General features: G+C 68.4%; 12 protein-coding genes. 10 read left to right on the top strand and 2 right to left on the bottom strand.

What is annotated here, in order from left to right:
* Positions 1 to 58: 58 nt before the first annotated feature.
* The 9 genes from OXN85_11975 to OXN85_11935 are packed head-to-tail and all read left to right on the top strand — an operon-like array spanning position 59 to position 10,376.
* Positions 59 to 2,896, top strand: coding sequence for an insulinase family protein (locus tag OXN85_11975; protein MCY3600674.1), 2,838 nt, complete (start codon positions 59 to 61; stop codon positions 2,894 to 2,896).
* 44 nt (positions 2,897 to 2,940) lie between these two features.
* Complete coding sequence (gene nagB, locus OXN85_11970; GenBank protein MCY3600673.1) at positions 2,941 to 4,854, top strand: glucosamine-6-phosphate deaminase; 1,914 nt, start codon at positions 2,941 to 2,943, stop codon at positions 4,852 to 4,854.
* Between the two features lie 44 nt (positions 4,855 to 4,898).
* A complete protein-coding gene (locus OXN85_11965) occupies positions 4,899 to 5,603 on the top strand; it encodes a TIGR02206 family membrane protein (GenBank protein MCY3600672.1) in 705 nt (234 codons plus the stop codon).
* Between the two features lie 51 nt (positions 5,604 to 5,654).
* The gene (gene lysW, locus OXN85_11960; protein ID MCY3600671.1) at positions 5,655 to 5,819 is read left to right on the top strand and encodes a lysine biosynthesis protein LysW; all 165 of its coding nucleotides are present in this window, start codon (positions 5,655 to 5,657) and stop codon (positions 5,817 to 5,819) included.
* A complete protein-coding gene (lysX, locus tag OXN85_11955; protein ID MCY3600670.1) occupies positions 5,816 to 6,664 on the top strand; it encodes a lysine biosynthesis protein LysX in 849 nt (282 codons plus the stop codon). Before lysW ends, lysX begins: the two co-directional genes overlap by 4 nt.
* Entirely contained in the window at positions 6,661 to 7,683 is a 1,023-nt protein-coding gene (gene argC / locus OXN85_11950; GenBank protein ID MCY3600669.1) for an N-acetyl-gamma-glutamyl-phosphate reductase, read from the top strand. Before lysX ends, argC begins: the two co-directional genes overlap by 4 nt.
* Before the next feature lie 22 nt (positions 7,684 to 7,705).
* A complete protein-coding gene (locus tag OXN85_11945; GenBank protein MCY3600668.1) occupies positions 7,706 to 8,377 on the top strand; it encodes a class II glutamine amidotransferase in 672 nt (223 codons plus the stop codon).
* A gap of 3 nt (positions 8,378 to 8,380) precedes the next feature.
* Positions 8,381 to 9,217 (top strand): [LysW]-aminoadipate kinase, encoded by an 837-nt coding sequence (locus OXN85_11940; GenBank protein ID MCY3600667.1) that lies wholly within the window; start codon positions 8,381 to 8,383, stop codon positions 9,215 to 9,217.
* Between the two features lie 4 nt (positions 9,218 to 9,221).
* The gene (locus tag OXN85_11935; GenBank protein ID MCY3600666.1) at positions 9,222 to 10,376 is read left to right on the top strand and encodes an acetylornithine/succinylornithine family transaminase; all 1,155 of its coding nucleotides are present in this window, start codon (positions 9,222 to 9,224) and stop codon (positions 10,374 to 10,376) included.
* An 18-nt stretch (positions 10,377 to 10,394) separates the two neighbouring features.
* Here the strand turns inward: OXN85_11935 and OXN85_11930 are convergent, their stop codons facing one another.
* Positions 10,395 to 13,001, bottom strand: a complete 2,607-nt coding sequence (locus OXN85_11930) for a GH116 family glycosyl hydrolase (GenBank protein MCY3600665.1) — start codon at positions 12,999 to 13,001, stop codon at positions 10,395 to 10,397.
* Between the two features lie 50 nt (positions 13,002 to 13,051).
* Between OXN85_11930 and OXN85_11925 the strand changes: the two genes are divergently transcribed.
* Positions 13,052 to 14,095: a Rieske 2Fe-2S domain-containing protein gene (locus OXN85_11925; protein MCY3600664.1), complete on the top strand. Its 1,044-nt coding sequence runs from the start codon at positions 13,052 to 13,054 to the stop codon at positions 14,093 to 14,095.
* Between the two features lie 47 nt (positions 14,096 to 14,142).
* On the opposite strand, the gene OXN85_11920 is transcribed toward OXN85_11925, so the two are convergent.
* Positions 14,143 to 14,618: hypothetical protein (locus OXN85_11920; GenBank protein ID MCY3600663.1), on the bottom strand; the 476-nt coding region annotated here is incomplete at its 5' end.

Genomic DNA, 14,618 nt, shown 5'->3' with positions numbered 1-14,618 from the left:
GGTCGGCTATCTTGGCGGCTTCCACACTGGAGTCCGCTCCCTCTGCCGAGAGTTGTCGATGAGGATGTCCCACTTGTCCGGCGTCGCCTTCGTTTCGACCGCCATCGTCCTTTGCTCCTCCCTCTCCGCGTCCGGAGCGGCCGGCCAGACCCCGGCCCCGACGGATCCGATTCCGCCGGACCCGGCGGTCATCACCGGGACCCTGGACAACGGCCTGCGCTACTTCGTGCGCGAGAACGACCAGCCGGAGAACCGGGCGGAGCTGCGCCTCGTCGTGAACGCGGGCTCCATCCTCGAGGACGAGGACCAGCTCGGGCTGGCGCATTTCGTCGAGCACATGGCGTTCAACGGCACGGAAAACTTCGAGAAGCAGGCGCTCGTCGACTATCTGGAGTCGATCGGGATGCAGTTCGGCCCCGACGTCAACGCGTATACGAGCTTCGATGAGACGGTCTACATGCTCCAGGTGCCGATGGACGACCCGGAGGTGCTGGCCACCGCGTTCCGGATCCTCGAGGACTGGGCCCAGGGCGTGCGCTTCGACCCGGAGGAGGTCGACAAGGAGCGCGGCGTCGTGATCGAGGAATGGCGCGGGCGGCGAGGCGCCCAGGCGCGGATGCAGGACCAGCAGTTCCCGGTCATGTTCGAGGGGTCGCTCTACGCGGAGCGTCTCCCGATCGGGAAGACGGAGATTCTGGAGACCGCGCCCGTCGAGCGGCTGCGCAGCTTCTACGAGGACTGGTACCGGCCGGACCTGATGGCGATCATCGCCGTCGGCGACTTCGATGGTCGGGAGATCGAGTCGACGATCCGGGAGCAGTTCGCCGGGCTGACCTCGCCCGAGGAGCCCCGTCCGCGGGTCTACGCCGACATCCCCGTCGACCACCCGCCCCGCGTCGCAATCGCGACGGACACGGAAGCCATGCAGAGCCAGGTCGGCGTGCTGTACAAGCAGCCGCCGGCCCCGCGCGGCACCGTCGCCGACTTTCGCCGCGGCCTCGTCGAAGGCCTGTACTCGGGCATGCTGAACGCCCGCCTCGATGAACTCCGGCTGCAGGCCGACGCGCCGTTCCTGGTCGGGTTCACGGGGCAGGGCCAGTTCGCGCGGGGGGTCGACGCCTACCAGCTCGTGGCGCTGGTCGGGGATGGCGGAATCGAGCGCGGCCTCGAGGCGCTGCTCACGGAGGCGGAGCGCGTCGTGCGGCACGGCTTCACGGAGACGGAACTGGAGCGGCAGAAGACGGACCTGAGACGTGCCTATGAGCGGCGGCTCGCGGAGCGAGAGAACCAGGAGTCGATCGTGCTCGCGAACCGCTACCTGCAGGCGTTCCTTCAGGGAAGTCCGTACCCTTCGATCGAGACGCAGATGGCGCTCGTGGACGCCCTGCTGCCCGGGGTCACGCTCGCCGAGACCAACGCCGTCGCCCAGGCGTGGCTGGCGGAGGAAGGGCGCATCATCCTGGTCAACGCGCCCGAGAAGGAAGGTCTCGAGACCCCTGCGGAGGCGGACCTGGTCGGCGTCTTCGCGTCGGTGTCGGGCGCGGAGATCGAAGCGTACGAGGACGCGGCGGCCGATGCTCCTCTCCTTCCCGTCGTCCCCGAGGGCGCGCCGGTCGTGGCCGAGGAGACGCTCGACGAGGTGGGCGTCTCCATCTGGACTCTGGAGAACGGCGTGCGCGTCGTCCTCAAGCCCACCGACTTCAAGGACGACGAGATTCTCTTCTCCGCGACGAGCCCCGGGGGCACATCGCTGCTTCCCGACGATCTGATGCGGAAGACGTCGTTCGCCCTCAACGTCATCGCCCAATCGGGAGTCGGGGAGTTCGATCAGACCGAACTTGGGAAGAAGCTCACCGGCAAGGCCGTTCGGGTCTCGCCGTTGCTGGGGTCGCTTTCGGAAGGGATCGGAGGGTCGTCGTCCCCGCAGGATGTCGAGACGGCGTTTCAACTCATCTACTTGTACTTCTCGGCGCCCCGCAGGGATGAGACGATGTTCGAGGCGCTCAAGGCACAGCAGACGGCAGTGCTCGCGAACGTCGGGGCTAATCCCAACTTCGTGTTTTCCGACACCGTTTCGGCCATCATGTCCCAGGGACATCCGCGGGTCCAGCGGGTGAGCCAGCTCATGGATGACCTCCTGCAGGCCGACCTCGACGCGGGCTACGAGATCTTCCGGGAGCGCTTCGCGGACGCCAGCGACTTCACCTTCTACTTCACGGGCGCCTTCGACCTCGCGATGATGCGTCCCCTCGTGGAGCGGTATCTCGGTGCGCTCCCCAATCTGGGGCGGGTGGAGAACTGGGTGGATCACGGCATCGACCCGCCCGCGGGCGTGATCGAGACGGTTGTGTACAAGGGGCTGGAGCCGCAGAGCCGCACGCAGATCATCTTCGCCGGAGACGCCCAGTACTCGCGCGAAGAGGCGGGTGCCATCTACGCCATGGCGGAGGTTCTCCAGATCCGGCTGCGTGAGTTGCTGCGCGAAGACCTGGGCGGGACCTACAGCGTGGGCGTGAACGGCCGGCTCACGTACCGGCCCGACGAGGAATACAGCGTGACCATCGGGTTCGGGTCCGCTCCCGAGCGCGCCGAGGAACTCTCCTCCGTGGTCTTTGAGGAGATCGAGCGGCTCAGGACCGAGGGGCCGGACGCGGAGACCGTGGGGAAGGTCCGCGAGACGCAGCGGCGGGGGCTGGAGACGAGCCTGCGCGAGAACCGGTACTGGCTGAACCAGTTGGCGAGTTTCGAGCGCGGAGGCTGGGATCTGAACGAGATCCCGAGCTTCGAGGGGATCGAAAGCTGGACCGCGGAGCAGGTGCGGGAGGCCGCCGTCCGTTACCTCCGCACAGACCAGTACGCCCGGTTCGTGCTGCTCCCGGAGCAGAAGGTCCCCTAGTGTCGCGGTGTCGCGTGGAGACGCCGCGGCCGGCGGCTGATCGGATGAGCGCCGCCGCGCACGCGCGCAGAGAGCGCGTGCCCGTCCGGGTCATGCCGGACCACGACAGCATCGCCGCCGAGGTCGCCGGCCGGATCGCGGCGCTCCTGCGTGGGAGGGCCGAGAACGGGCGCCCTGCCGTTCTCGGCCTCGCGACCGGCGCCACGCCCGTCGGCGTCTATCGGGAACTCATCCGCCTGCATCGGCACGAAGGACTCGACTTCTCCAATGCGGTCGCCTTCAACCTCGATGAGTACTTCCCGATGCGGCCGGGCAGCCTCCACAGCTATCACCGCTACATGCGGGAGCACCTGTTCGACCACGTGAACATCGCTCCGGAGCACTGTCACATCCCCCGCGGTGATGTGCCGGAAGCGGAGGTCGAGGCGCACTGCGTCGAGTACGAACGCCGCATCCGGAAGGCGGGCGGGATCGACTTCCAGATCCTCGGGATCGGGCGCAGCGGTCACATCGGCTTCAACGAACCGGGGTCGGAGCGCGACTCGCGGACCCGGCGGCTTTACCTGGACACCGTCACCCGCGGCGATGCCGCGTCGGATTTCTTCGGCGAGGAGAACGTGCCGCCACAGGCGATCACCATGGGCGTGGCCACGATTCTCGAAGCGCGGGAGGTCGTGCTGCTCGCCACGGGAGAACACAAGGCGGGGATCGTGCGTCGAGCCGTCGAAGGGGAGATCCACGCGGACGTCGCCGCGACCTTTCTCCAGCAACACGCCGCCGCGACGGTTTATCTTGATCCGGCCGCCGCTTCCGATCTCACCCGCGTCCGCACGCCGTGGCTCGTGGGCGATGTCGAGTGGACGGCGGAGCGCGAGACCGCGGCCGTCATCTGGTTGAGCGAACGCACCGACAAGTCGATCCTTCACCTCGCGACCGACGACTACCGCGCGAACCACCTCGCCCCGCTCACCTCCCGCCACGGGTCGGCCGGGCCGATCAACGGACAGGTCTTCAACGCGCTCATCTCCAGGATCCGCGGGAAGAGCAGACTGCCGCGCGACCAGGACATCATCGTCTTCTCGCCTCACCCGGACGACGATGTGATCTCGATGGGCGGACTGCTGCGCAAGCTGGTCGAGAACGGCAACCGCATCACGGTGGCGTATCAGACATCCGGGAACATCGCCGTCTTCGACCACGAGGTGCGTCGTTACCTCGACTTCCTGCGGCGCGCGGCAGGCATCATCGACCTCGGCGACGCCGCGAACCTCGAGGGAGTGCTGCGGTCTCTCGAGGATCGGCTCGCCGGTAAAGAGCCGGGGGACATCGATCCCGACGTGGTTCAGCAGCTCAAGCGGATCATCCGCGAGACGGAGGCCACGGCCGCGATCGAATCGCTGGGGCTCTCCGCCGACCGCGCCCGCTTTCTGAACCAGCCGTTCTATCAGACGGGAGCGGTGAGAAAGAACCCGATCACGTCGGAGGACGTAGAGATCGTCGCGCGGCTGCTGGAGGAGGTGCGACCGACCATCGTGTTCGCCGCCGGGGACCTGTCCGATCCGCACGGCACGCACCGCATGTGCCTCGAGACGGTCGAGGCGGCGCTCGCCGGTTACCACGGCGACCCGCCGTGGCTCTGGCTCTATCGCGGCGCGTGGCAGGAGTGGGACCTGGACGAAGCGACGGTCCTCGTGCCGCTCTCCGAACGCGAACTGCACGGCAAGGTCCAGGCGATCTTCCGACACGAGTCGCAAAAGGACTCGGCCCCCTTCCCGGGACCGGACCCGCGCGAGTTCTGGCAGCGCGTCGTCGAGCGAAACCGGGATACCGCCGACCGGCTGGCCGCCCTCGGGCTGCCGGCGTACTACGCCATGGAGGCGTACGTGACACTGCGGGATGGGCGGCGTGTCGAGGGTCCGGAGATCTCCACCTCCTCGCTCGCGGACGCGGATGCATAAACCCGTGACGTACCCGGTCGGACGGCGCGGCGCGACTGGCTGACATGGGCGGGTTCTTCGGGACGGAACGGGTGCCGTTCGATCTCTTCGGCCCGGTCCATCTTGCGACGATCGGCGCCCTGGCGGCGGTCGGCATCTGGCTGATTCGCGCCGGTCTGGCGGCCGATGAGCGGGGTCGTCGCCGCCTCCGCCTGGCGCTGGGTCTCACGATTCTCGTCCTCCTCCTTTCGAGACACTTCTGGAAGGCCGCGATGGGGCTGTGGACGGTGCAGAACGACATACCGCTGCACCTCTGCGCCATCATGGCGTGGATCACCGTCTTCGGGCTGTGGACCCGGCATCCGTGGGCTCTCCGTCTCATGTACTTCCTTGGAGTGGCGGGGGCGGTGCAGGCCCTCCTGACCCCGGATGCCGAGTTCGGTGCCGTACACTTCACCTTCTTCGAGTCGGCGGGGTCGCACGCGACCGTCGTCGTCGCCGGCGCGTGGGCGGTGGTCGTGGAGGGCTACCGGCCGACGGCGCGCGACCCGTGGCTGGCCCTCGGACTGCTCAACCTGTACGCGGCCGTCGTCTTTCCGATAAACCGGCTTCTCGGGTCGAACTATCTCTACCTGATCGAGAAACCGGCCGGACCCACGGTCCTCGATTTCTTTCCCGGCTGGCCATGGTACATTCTGCTGATCGAACCCGTGGCCGTCGGGCTCTTCCTGGCGCTGCGGCTTCCCTTCCGGAACCCGGCCGCCGATTGACGGTATCCAGGTTTCTCCCTGTACCAACAACCCCAATGGAGGATGGACGGCATGCCGGAATGTCCTGTATGCGGCGCGGAACCGATGATCTCCGACGACCCCGTCGAGGGCGAGTTGCTCGAATGCGAGGAGTGCGGCGTCGAACTTGAGATCCTCGCGCTCGACCCCGTCACTCTCGGTGAGGCGCCGGACGCCGAGGAGGACTGGGGCGAATGAGAGTCGGCTTTCTTCATTCCCTCATCCGAAAGGACGAGAAGCTGCTGATCGCCGAGTTGCGCGAGCTCAGCGATGTGGAACTGGTGTTTCTGGACGACCGCAAGCTCGCGTTCGACTTCCGGACGGTCCCGGACGTCGACGTCGTTCTCGAGCGCTGCATCAACCACTCGCGAGCGATGCACGCGTTGCGGCTGTTCGAGGGGAGCGGGCTCGATTGCGTCAATCGCTACGAGGTGTCGCGCCGCTGCGGGGACAAGATCCTCACCGCGGCGTCGCTTCGGGAATGCGGGGTGCCGCAGCCCGAAGCCAGGGTCGCGTTCACCGAGGTCTCCGCGCTCGAAGCGATTGAGGAACTGGGCTATCCCGTCGTCCTGAAACCCGCGGTCGGCTCATGGGGCCGCCTGCTGTCAAGGATCAACGACCGGCACGCGGCGGAGACGGTCCTCGAACACAAGGCGATCCTGGGCAGCTATCATCACTCGATCTTCTTCGTGCAGAAGTATGTGGAGAAGGGTGGGCGCGACATCCGCGCGTTCGTCGTGGGGGAGGACTGCGTGGCGGCCATCTACCGGTCCTCCGAGCACTGGATCACGAATACGGCGCGCGGCGGAACCGCCTCGAACTGTCCCGTGACGAGCGAGATCGGGGAGCTGTCCCTGCGCGCGGCGGAGGCCGTGGGCGGGGGTGTGGTGGCCGTGGACCTGTTCGAGAGCGACGCCGGACTGCTCGTGAACGAAGTGAACTACACGATGGAATTCAGGAACAGCATCGAGGCGACCGGCGTGAACATTCCGGAGCGGATCGTGTCGTACGTCGTCTCGCCGGACCGGGCGGCGGACCCATGATCCGCGCGTCGATCGCGGGCGGCTCGGGCTACGCCGGCGGGGAACTGTTGAGGCTCCTGCTCGGCCATCCCGATGTCGAGGTGCGGCAGATCACGTCGGAGCGCTTTGCGGGACGGTTCGCGCAGCGGGTCCACCCCAACCTGCGGGGCGTCACGCGGCTGCGCTTCTGCGCGCTCGACGAGCTGTCGGAGTGCGACGTGCTCTTCATCTGTCTGCCGCACGGGGAGTCGTCCCGCCGCATCGACGAGTTTCGGGCCCGGGCTGGGCGGATCGTCGACCTGGGGGCCGATTTCCGGCTCCCGGACGGCGAGGACTATGAGCGCTTCTACGGCCGGCCGCATCCCCGGCCGGAACTCCTGGGGTCCTTCGTGTACGGGATCGCGGAAGTGAACCGCGAGGCGCTTGCGGCCGCGGACCTGGTCGCGTGTGCCGGCTGCAACGCGACGGCCTCCATCCTCGGGCTCCTGCCGCTGTACCGGGAAGGGGTCGCGGATTCGGCGGTGATCGAAGTGAAGGTGGGCTCGAGCGAGGCCGGCAACCGCGCCAGCGAGGGCAGCCACCACCCGGAGCGCAGCGGCGCGATGCGGTCGTATCGGCCGACCGGCCACCGCCACGCGGCCGAGATCCGGACGGTCCTCGGCGGCGAGGTGCATTTCTCCGCCACCGCGGTCGAGATGGTGCGGGGCGTCCTCGCCACCTGCCATGTATTCCTGAACCGGGAGCTTGACGAGAAGGCGCTGTGGAAGATCTACCGGAGCGCCTACGCCGACGAACCGTTCGTGCGCATCGTCAAGGAGCGGAGCGGCATCCACCGCTATCCCGACCCCAACCTCCTGGCGGGCGCGAACTACTGCGACGTGGGGTTCGAGCGCGATCCGCTCTCGAACCGCGTCGTGGTCCTGAGCGCGATCGACAACCTCATGAAGGGGGCGGCGGGACAGGCGGTGCAGGCGCTCAACGTGATGCACGGGTTGGCGGAGTCGCGGGGGCTCGAGTTCCCCGGGCTGCACCCGGCCTGACGGCGACGCGCGGAGCCGACTCGTGTGTCGCATCCTGTGCGTCCGGAGCGATGATCCCTTCGACATGGCGCCGCACCTCGCCGCCTTCGCGCAGATCGCCCGCGAGAGCCGCGAGTATCAGGGCGACGGGTGGGGGTGCGCCTGGATCGATGCGGACGGGTGGCGTGTCTACCGCGCCATCTCGCCGGTGTGGGCGGACGCCGCGGCGCCGTCCGGACGCACGACGCTGCTGCTCGCCCACGCGAGGAGCGCGTATCGCGGGGAAGGGATACGGGTCGAGAACAACATGCCGTTCTTCGACGGGGAGCGCGTCTTCATCTTCAACGGGGAGCTGCACGGCGTACGGATCAAGGAGCGGGGGCGGATCGGCGCGGAGAAGGTGTTCAACTTCGTCAAGCGATTCGGCGGCGGGGATGGCAACGTAGACATGGGTCGTGCGCTGGAGCGGGGACTCGACGCCATCCGGAAGCGCACCCGTTACGTGCGGGCGATGAACCTGATCGTCGCCGACGCGGCGCGGCGGGTCCACTTCGCGACCCGGTTCAGCGAGGATCCGGACTACTTCCGGCTGCACGCCGCCCGCCGGGACGGCGTGCGGATCCTGTGCTCGGCGCCCTATCCGGATTCCTGTCCGGCGTCGGACGGGCGGTGGGCGTGGACGCCGGTCGCGAACGGCGCCATCGGGACGTTCTGACCGATGCCGGGACCGACACCCGAACCGATGCCGGGCGAGTCCGGCGGGCTGCTCATCGTCAAGATCGGCGGCGGCGAATCGATCAATCTGGACGGGATTGCCCGCGACCTGGCGGGCCTGTCCGGTCCGTTCGTCATCGTGCACGGCGCGAACGCGCTGCGCGATTCGCTGGCCCGGAGGCTCGGGGTCGAAAAACGCGTCCTCACGTCGATGTCCGGACACGAGAGCGTGCAGTCCGACCGCGACCTGATCGACGTGATGCTCATGGCCTACGCCGGCGTGCGGAACAAGCGCATCGTGGAACTGCTGCAGGGTCACGGCGTGAACGCGGTTGGGCTCACGGGGCTCGACGGCGGGCTCGTGCGCGGCCGCCGCAACAGGGGTATCCGGGTGAGAGAGTGCGGCAAGACGCTGATCAAGCGGGACCTGTCAGGGAAACCGGCGGAAGTGAACCGCAAGCTGATGGGGTTGCTCCTCGCCGGCGGCTTCACTCCGGTCGTCACCGTGCCCCTCATCGACGAACACAACGTGGCGATCAACTCGGAGAACGATGACGTCGTGACCCTGCTCAGCGCCGAACTGGGCGCGGATTGCGTGATCCAGTTGATCGAGGCGCCCGGTTTCCTCGAAGATCCGGACGATCCGGCGTCCGTCGTCGCACGGCTCTCGGGCGCCCAACTGGCGCGTCGCGAGAGCGAAGCGCGCGGGCGCATGAAGCGGAAGCTGCTCGCCCTGCGCCGAGTCATTGAAGCCGGCACGACGCGGGTCGTGATCGCGGATGGGCGCATCGAACGGCCGGTCGCGGAGGCGCTGGCCGGACGGGGCACGGTGATCGGATGATCGGATGAACGCGCGCGAACTGGAACGGGCGTACGCCCTCGAGGTCTTCCCCAAGCGGGACCTCACCATCGTGCGGGGCGAAGGCGCGTGCGTGTGGGACGACGAGGGTCGCCGCTACATCGATTGCGTGGGCGGAATCGGCGTGGCGAGCATCGGCCACGCCAACCCGGCGGTCGCCGAGGCGGTGGCGGCGCAGGCGCGCGTGCTCGTGTCCTGTCCGGGGATCTTCTACAACGATGTCCGGGCGCGGTTGCTGGCCGAACTCGTTTCCATCGCGCCGGCCGGGCTCACGGGCGCCTTCCTCTGCAACTCCGGGGCGGAGGCGGTGGAGGCCGCGATCAAGTTCGCGCGGCTCGCGACGGGACGGACGGAGGTCGTGTCCGCGATGCGCGGCTTCCACGGGCGAACGCTCGGAGCGCTGAGCGCAACGCACAAGAAGGAGTACCGGGAGCCGTTCGGGCCGCTCGTGCCGGGGTTCTCGTTCGTGCCCTTCAACCACGTCGAGAAGCTGCGCGCGGCCGTGGGCGAGGACACGGCCGCGGTGATCGTCGAGCCGGTGCAGGGAGAGGGAGGGGTGCGGCCGGCCAGCCCGGACTATCTGCCGGCGGCGCGCCGCATCTGCGACGAGGCCGGTGCGGTGCTGGTGTTCGACGAGATCCAGACGGGCTTCTGCCGCACCGGTCGCATGTTCGCCTGCGAACGCTACGGCGTTGCGCCGGACGTCCTCTGCCTCGCCAAGGCGATCGCGGGCGGCGTGCCGCTGGGGGCGGTCCTCGCGCAGGAACGGCTGCAGCCGCCGCCCGGCCGGCACGGCACGACCTTCGGCGGCAACCCGCTCGCCTGCGCCGCCGCCCTGGCCGCGATCCGGTTCATGCGGGACGAGCGGCTCGACGAGCGGGCCGAGGCGCTGGGCGCCCGCTTCAGCGAGCGCTTCGCCCGACACCGGCTGGCCCGCGTGCGCGCCGTGCGGCAGGTCGGCCTCATGATCGGCGTCGAACTCCGCGAGCGCTGCCGCCCCTACCTCGAACCCCTCGCGGAGCGCGGCGTCCTCGCCCTCCCGGCCGGCACCACGGTCATCCGGCTGCTGCCGCCCCTCGTGATCACCGAAGCCCAGATCGACGAAGTGGCGGACACGCTGACGGAGGTACTGGCCGACTGACGCTCCGGGCCGACTCCCCTATCCGGCCGGTGTCAAGCGGACGGTCGCCGGGACGCGCCCCTCTCCCTCGGCGAACTCGATCTCGATGACACCGGCGCCGCGATCCGAGACGAGGGCGGCGCCCCGCATGACGGCAGGCACCACCAGGGTGCCGAAGACCGCGACCTCATAGGTGCGACCCGCCGTCCCCTCCACCGAGAGACTCCATGCATCCGCCTCGGCGCTGAAGTCCAGAATCCGCAGGCCGCTGCTCGTCTGTCCGGCTTCGAGGTCGATGCGGGGCGGGGCGACGGCCAGTCCGCCTTCCCACGCCACGACGATCTCCGCCCGGTTCCCCGCCGGTGCCGCGGCCCCGACGGTCACTTCGACGCTTCCGTCGGACGATAACTCCGTGGTGGCCCCGTTCACTCGCACCGTCATGTTGCGCGCCCCCGCCGGCACGTCGGGCACGAACTCGAAGGTCAGGGGGGGTCCGGAGGTCGTCAGCGTCGTGCGCCGCCCTCCGCCCGCCGCCGTCCAGCGTTGCAGGATTTCGATGTCGGTCGTCGTCTCCCCGGCACGGAGCCGCCTCACCGCCACCTGCGGCCAGTCCGGCGGGAGTTGCGGGGCGAGTCGAGCCCTGCCGCGCGGAGCATCGGGCTCCCAGCCGATGACGCCGCGCAGTAACGGTGTCACCAGGGCCGAAGTCGCGAAGAACTGGTGCGGGACGGTCTGGTCGAGCGGCTGGTAGAACGTTCCGGACAGCAACTCCGGATGGCGTCCCAGGCTCCAGTCGAAGGTCATCTGCTTCACCGCGTCCACGAGGTGGAAGCCCGCCCATGGACGCCGGTACCGGTACTGGGCCCACGACACGTACCCCGTCACGAAGGGCCACACCGTACCCATGTTGTACTGGAGCGGGTGATACAGTTCGCTCTCCGTCGAGAGCATGTGGGCGCCCCAGTCCGACGAGATCCGGTCGCTCGCGAGCCGGGCGAGGGTCGATCGCCCGCGCGCCTCGTCGAACAGGCCGAACGCGGCCGCCGTAGCGGGCCACACGGTCAGGTTGTCGTTGGTGCCGCCATCGGCGAGGATCCCGAAAGCGTGGTGCCCCGGCTCCTCGAGCCAGTAGGCGTCATTCAGGGTCGCCCGCGCGCGCGGCGCGAGTTCTCGGGCCCGACTCGCGATTTCGGCATCACCCATGCGCTCCGCCAGCGCCGCGGTCCCCTCGAGGGCCGCGGTCCAAACCCCTGCCAGGTAGACGTCCTGGTGGAGCGCCGCCCCGAGGCCCCCAACCTCGACCGCGGCCAGTCCGCCCACCGTGTTTTCGATGATTCCGTCGCCGTCGGTCTCGGCGCTGAGGCACCATTCCCACGCGCGCCGGTAGGCCGGCCACAGCTCCCGCAGCAGTTCGTCGTCCCCGCTCGCCCGCCAGTACTCGTACAGCGCGACCATCCAGTAGGGCGTGGTGTCCGCGTGGTAGTAGGCGTACGGATACACGTCGAACCACGGGATGCGCGCGGCCGCCTGGGAGATTTCGTGCGTGATCTTGCCGTCCTCGCGCTGGTATCTCGCGAGAAAGGCGAGTTCCTCCGCCACCAGTTCCCACTGCCCGAGCGCCTCCATGGCGAACATGGTCTGCGCCGCGTCGCCGCCGAAGAACCAGCCGAAGCCGGGACGCGTCCCGTTGCGCGACAGGCCCCAGCCCGCGACGAACCCGCACCCGAGGTCGGGATTGCAGACGCGCTGCTCCTCCAGGTTGATCTTCGCCCACTCCAGGGCGAGGTCGAGCCGTGGATCGGGCGACTCGATGGAGACGGTGGAGGCGAGCACCGAGTCGGCCCACGCCCGTTTCGCGCTGTACAGCGAGCGGGCCTCGGTGATCAGCCGATCGTAGCTGGCAAAGACCTCCTCGCGCGGCGCCGTTCCACCCGCCACCGCGATGGGGATGAACTCCCGGCGCGCGCGGTCCGGGTCCACGGGGATCACCATGGAGCGCGGCGCCTCGCCCAGTTGATGAGCCGGGTGTTCCACGGAGTTCGCGGCCCACGGCGACCCGACGACGGCGTTCGTCTCCTGCAGGCTCTCGGACAGCACGAAGGCGCGTCGATCCGCGTCCCAGTAGGCGTACTGCCCCCCGAGCGAACCCGGCCACATGTAGTTCAGCACGGGCTCGAACTCGGCGACGATCTCGAGCGGTTCGGGGCTGTCCACCTCGAGCAGCACCAGGAGACCGGGGAGTTCGGCGGGCGCGAGGATGTGCTGGCGCACCTGGAAGGCCGCGTGGCTGTAGACGATCGTCGTGAGTTCGGGCCGGACGTGCACCGTGCGCGCGACGGCGCTGCCGGGGATCGGCGCTCCGTAGGTTGGGGTCGAGAAGCCGAGCCGGAACCGGTTCCCGACCTTGAGGGGATGGACCCAGAGTTCCGCTTCGCCCGTCTCGACGCCGAGCCACGCGGATCGAGGGCCGGTTACGCCCAGGTACTCGCCGGGGCGTACGGGTCCCGTCAGTTCGATGGGCGAGGACTCGATCTTGAAGCGCGGCACCCCGGCCGCGGTCTGGCCGGAACCGTTCGCCGGCAGGCCGACGGCCATCGCGGTGAAGAGCATGAGAAGCGAGACGCGCGGCGCAGAATCCAGAGTCATCGCCATAGTTTAGTTGACGCGTGGGCCGGACCGAAACCAAGTTCGCGCGCATGGTAACGTATAGCGATGCGCTGCCGCCGTTTCCCGAAGGGTGGTATTTCATCGGAGACCGCGCCTCCATCGAGCGCGCGAAGCTCGTCGAGAAGACGTGGATGGGCGAGGAGATCGTCGCCTGGGCCGACGACGAGGGCCGCATCTGCGTGGCGGACGCCTTCTGTCCGCACCTCGGCTCGCACATGGGACCGAGCACCGGCGGCCTGGTACGCGACGGCTGTCTCGTCTGTCCCTTCCACGGGTTCGAGTTCGACACGACCGGCCAGTGCGTGGCCACGCCCAATGCCCCGCCCCCGAAGGCCGCGCGGTTGAAGCTCTACGAGACCCGGGAGATCCTCGGCATGATCTTCGCCTGGTGGGGAAGCGGCGGCCGAGCGCCTCAGTGGCACCTGCCGGACGAACCTCCCGTCGGCGCCGAGTGGACCGGGTTGCGCTCGACGACCCTCCGGTTCCGGGGCCACCCCCAGGAAACCACGGAAAACTCGGTGGACGTGGAACACCTGGAGTACACGCACGGGTACCACGACGTGGAGCCGACCGACTTTTCGGTCGACGGAGCCTACCTGAAGAGCTGTTTCGACTTCAAGGCGGTTCGCCGGACCCTGGGTCTGGTGGACATTCACTCCGAAGTCTCGGTCATCACGCACGTCCACGGACTCGGCTACTCCTTCGTCGAGATTCACGAGAAGTCGGTCGGCATAAGGTCGCGCATGTGGGTGCTCACGACGCCCGTCGACGGCGAATTCGTCGAGTTGACGATGGTCAATCAGGTTCGGGAGATCCGGAAACCGGGGCGGTTCATATCGGGTTTGGGCTTCCTGCCCGTGCCGCTGCGCCACCGGCTGCTGAATTTCTTCATCCTCCGCGAGGAGAGGCGGTTCGTCCTGCAGGACATCGTGATATGGGACAGGAAGCGCTACCGGTCTCCCCCCCGGCTGTGCCGCACGGACGGCCCCATCGGGAAATACCGCCGACACTGCCGACAGTTCTATCCGGACACGGCGATGGCGCCTCGAAACCCGGACCGCAACGTCGATTAGCAGCCCGTGGCTGCTAGCAGTCCGCGGCTGCTAGCAGTCCGCGGCCGCTAGGGTTTGCGGGCCAGGAAACAGTACAGAGGCGTGAAGATGCCTGTCTTGCCGCCCGCGACGTAAGCCTCCGCGGTTCGATCGAGGAGTCGAACCACCTCCGCCGAGCCGTGCGGAAAGAGCCGAAGCACCTCGGCCAACTTCGAGCCCGCGATGAACGCCTTGCGGCCCCACGGAAGCCTGAGGACCGCGGTCCCCAGCATCCCGTGGCGACTCTCCATGGGTTGATACCAGGGCGTGGAAGGTCCTTCCCGGACCTCCCGGTCGCTCCCCTCGATGACCTGGAATCCCGCCCCTTCGAGAGCGCGATTCACTTCCCCGAACGTGGCGATGTCGTGCAGCGCAATACCGCGCCTGAGTTCCCGCTTGATGGTCCGGTGCCGGCCGTCCCGCGGATCGAACCGGTCCGTCAGGCACATTTCCTGACCCCAGAACAGGGCGCCCGGCTTCAGCACGCGGAATATCTCCGCGAAAG

Origin of the sequence: Candidatus Palauibacter australiensis, from assembly GCA_026705295.1 — a bacterium.
Lineage (GTDB): Bacteria > Gemmatimonadota > Gemmatimonadetes > Palauibacterales > Palauibacteraceae > Palauibacter > Palauibacter australiensis.
The sequence above is the reverse complement of the archived record's forward strand: the minus strand, read 5'-3'. Positions and strand labels throughout refer to the sequence as shown.

Excerpts from the sequence above, each read along its gene's own strand:
- lysX (MCY3600670.1), top strand. The coding sequence starts at position 5,816 with ATGAGAGTCGGCTTTCTTCATTCCCTCATCCGAAAGGACGAGAAGCTG.
- OXN85_11925 (MCY3600664.1), top strand. The coding sequence starts at position 13,052 with ATGGTAACGTATAGCGATGCGCTGCCGCCGTTTCCCGAAGGGTGGTAT.
- OXN85_11940 (MCY3600667.1), top strand. The coding sequence starts at position 8,381 with ATGCCGGGACCGACACCCGAACCGATGCCGGGCGAGTCCGGCGGGCTG.
- lysW (MCY3600671.1), top strand. The coding sequence starts at position 5,655 with ATGCCGGAATGTCCTGTATGCGGCGCGGAACCGATGATCTCCGACGAC.
- OXN85_11975 (MCY3600674.1), top strand. The coding sequence starts at position 59 with ATGAGGATGTCCCACTTGTCCGGCGTCGCCTTCGTTTCGACCGCCATC.
- OXN85_11935 (MCY3600666.1), top strand. The coding sequence starts at position 9,222 with ATGAACGCGCGCGAACTGGAACGGGCGTACGCCCTCGAGGTCTTCCCC.
- OXN85_11930 (MCY3600665.1), bottom strand. The coding sequence starts at position 13,001 with ATGACTCTGGATTCTGCGCCGCGCGTCTCGCTTCTCATGCTCTTCACC.
- OXN85_11965 (MCY3600672.1), top strand. The coding sequence starts at position 4,899 with ATGGGCGGGTTCTTCGGGACGGAACGGGTGCCGTTCGATCTCTTCGGC.
- nagB (MCY3600673.1), top strand. The coding sequence starts at position 2,941 with ATGAGCGCCGCCGCGCACGCGCGCAGAGAGCGCGTGCCCGTCCGGGTC.
- argC (MCY3600669.1), top strand. The coding sequence starts at position 6,661 with ATGATCCGCGCGTCGATCGCGGGCGGCTCGGGCTACGCCGGCGGGGAA.